The sequence below is a fragment of the Aliidongia sp. genome, assembly GCF_035943795.1.
In the GTDB taxonomy this organism is placed as follows: domain Bacteria; phylum Pseudomonadota; class Alphaproteobacteria; order ATCC43930; family CGMCC-115725; genus Aliidongia.
The window spans coordinates 1-2,451 of sequence record NZ_DASZBY010000059.1 but is presented as its reverse complement, the minus strand read 5'-3'; the positions used below and the strand labels follow the sequence as shown (position 1 = coordinate 2,451).

The 2,451-nt window shown below is 64.1% G+C and carries 2 protein-coding genes; one reads left to right on the top strand and one right to left on the bottom strand.

Going from position 1 to position 2,451, the window contains the following annotated elements; translation table 11 throughout:
- A partial coding sequence (gene coxB, locus VGV37_RS10240; RefSeq protein ID WP_326879565.1) for a cytochrome c oxidase subunit II occupies positions 1 to 740 on the bottom strand: 740 nt, incomplete at its 3' end.
- 222 nt (positions 741 to 962) lie between these two features.
- On the opposite strand from coxB, the gene tldD reads away from it, so the two are divergent.
- A complete protein-coding gene (gene tldD, locus VGV37_RS10235) occupies positions 963 to 2,393 on the top strand; it encodes a metalloprotease TldD (protein ID WP_326879564.1) in 1,431 nt (476 codons plus the stop codon).
- Positions 2,394 to 2,451 lie beyond the last annotated feature (58 nt).

Sequence of the window (2,451 nt, the reverse complement as noted above, 5' to 3'; positions counted from 1 at the left end):
GCATCGGTGACGACTTTGACCTCGATCGGCATGAAGTCATGGCGCGGGCCGCACAGCTCGGAGCACTCGCCATAGAACGTGCCGGTGCGTGTCGCCTTGAACCAGGTGTGATTCAGGCGTCCGGGCACGGCGTCCATCTTCACGCCCATCTGCGGCAGGGCCCAGGAGTGGATGACGTCAGCGCCGGTCGTCACGATCTCGATCACCTTGTTCACCGGCACGACGACGACGTGGTCAACGCCCAGCAGGCGCGGCTCGCCGGCCTTCTTGGCGTCGTCATCGGAGAGCGGCTGGGAGTCGAAGCCGAAATTGCTGGCGGTATACTGGTAGGTCCAGAACCACTGCTTGCCGATCACCTTGATGGTGACGTCCGGCTTCGGAATCTCCGCTTCGTAGTAGAGCAGCTTGAAGGACGGGATCGCGATGATGACGAGAATGATCACCGGAATGATCGTCCAGGCCACTTCGAGCAGCGTGTTGTGATGCGTCTTCGAGGGGACCGGATTGGCGCGGTGATTGTAGCGCACAATGATCCACAACATCAGCGCGCCGACGAAGATGGTGATCGCGATGATGATCCAGAGCAGCAGGGTGTGGAAATCCTCGATGCGCTCCATCACCGGCGACGCCGCCGACTGCATGCCAAGCTGGTAGTCCGTAATCTGTGCCGATGCCTGACCAGCCCAGGTCAGCGCTATCGCCGCCAGACCCCCGCCGAAACCGGCTTTTCTCAACGACATGAGGCACCCTCGCAAAAATAGACGGCGCGGTGGCCTGGAGCCCCCGCCTTTTGGATTCTTGCGAGGGATTTAGAGGCGCTAAGCCCCTAAAGTCATTGCGACCTTCTGGCACGGGGTCGTTTCCAGACGCCCGCGGCGGTCGCCGGAGACAGGGTCGCGCAATCCGCGCCGGAGCGCTTATATGTATGTGGCATCAGAATCCCCTGTTTTCGGAGTTCCCGCATGAGCAATCCCGGCGACCTTTTCTTCTCCCGTACCGGCATGGACCGCGGCCGCGTCCAGGCCACCGTGGACGACGCTTTGAAGGGCGCCGACGATGGCGAGCTGTACCTGGAGTACAGCCAGAGCGAATCATTCTCCTTCGATGACGGCCGGCTGAAGGCGGCCACCTTCGACACCACCCAGGGCTTCGGTCTGCGTTCGGTGGCGGGCGAGGTTACCGGCTACGCCCATGCGACCGACTTGTCCGAGGAGGCGATACGCCGCGCCGCTGACACCGTCCGCGCCGTGTCCAAGGGCTATGGCGGCGTCGCGGCTGAAGGCCCTGCCCGCACAAATCGCAAGCTTTACACCGACATTGATCCGCTGGGCTCAGCCTCCTTCGAAGTGAAGGTGAAGCTGCTCGAGGAGATGAACGCTTACGCCCGCGCCAAGGACAGCCGCGTGCGGCAGGTGTCCTGCTCGCTCTCCGGCGAGTGGCAGCAGGTCGAGATCATCCGCGCCGGCGGTGCGGCCTACACTGACATCCGGCCGCTGGTTCGCATCGGCGTGTCGGTCGTCGTCGAGCAGGATGGCCGTCAGGAGTCCGGCAGCTTTGGCGGCGGCGGTCGTGGCAGCTACGAGATCTATCTCCAGCCGGACTACTGGCATGACGCGGTCGATGAGGCGCTGCGCCAAGCGCTGGTGAACCTGGACTCCGTCCCCGCCCCTGCGGGCGAGATGACTGTCGTGCTCGGTCCGGGCTGGCCGGGTATCCTGCTACACGAGGCGATCGGTCACGGGCTGGAAGGCGACTTCAACCGCAAGAAGACGAGCGCTTTCGCCGGCCTGCTCGGCGAGCGCGTCGCGGCGCCCGGTGTAACAGTGGTCGATGACGGCACGATCGATGGCCGGCGCGGCTCGCTGTCGGTCGACGATGAAGGCACGCCGACCTCGCGCACCGTGCTGATCGAGGACGGCATCCTGAAGGGCTACATGCAGGATCGCCAGAACGCGCGCCTGATGGGCGTGGCGCCGACCGGCAACGGCCGCCGCCAGTCCTACGCCAACCAGGTGATGCCGCGCATGACGAACACCTACATGCTCGGCGGCGACAAGGATCCGGGCGAAATCCTCGCCAGCGTGAAGAACGGCGTTTACGCGACGAACTTCGGCGGCGGACAGGTCGACATCACCAACGGCAAGTTCGTCTTCACCTGCACCGAGGCCTATCTGATCGAGAACGGCAAAATCGGTCCCGCGATCAAGGGCGCCACCTTGATCGGCAACGGCCCCGACGCGCTGACGCGCGTAAAGATGATCGGCAACGACATGAAACTCGACGCCGGTATCGGCACATGCGGCAAGAACGGCCAGAGCGTGCCCGTCGGAGTCGGCCAGCCGACACTGCGTCTCGATGGCCTCACAATCGGTGGTACCGCTCAGGCTGCTTGAGCATGCTCATCTTCAAAATCGTTCACGCGGAGGAATGGCGCGCGGCGGAGGCGGCCGG

Excerpts from the sequence above, each read along its gene's own strand:
- tldD (WP_326879564.1), top strand. The coding sequence starts at position 963 with ATGAGCAATCCCGGCGACCTTTTCTTCTCCCGTACCGGCATGGACCGC.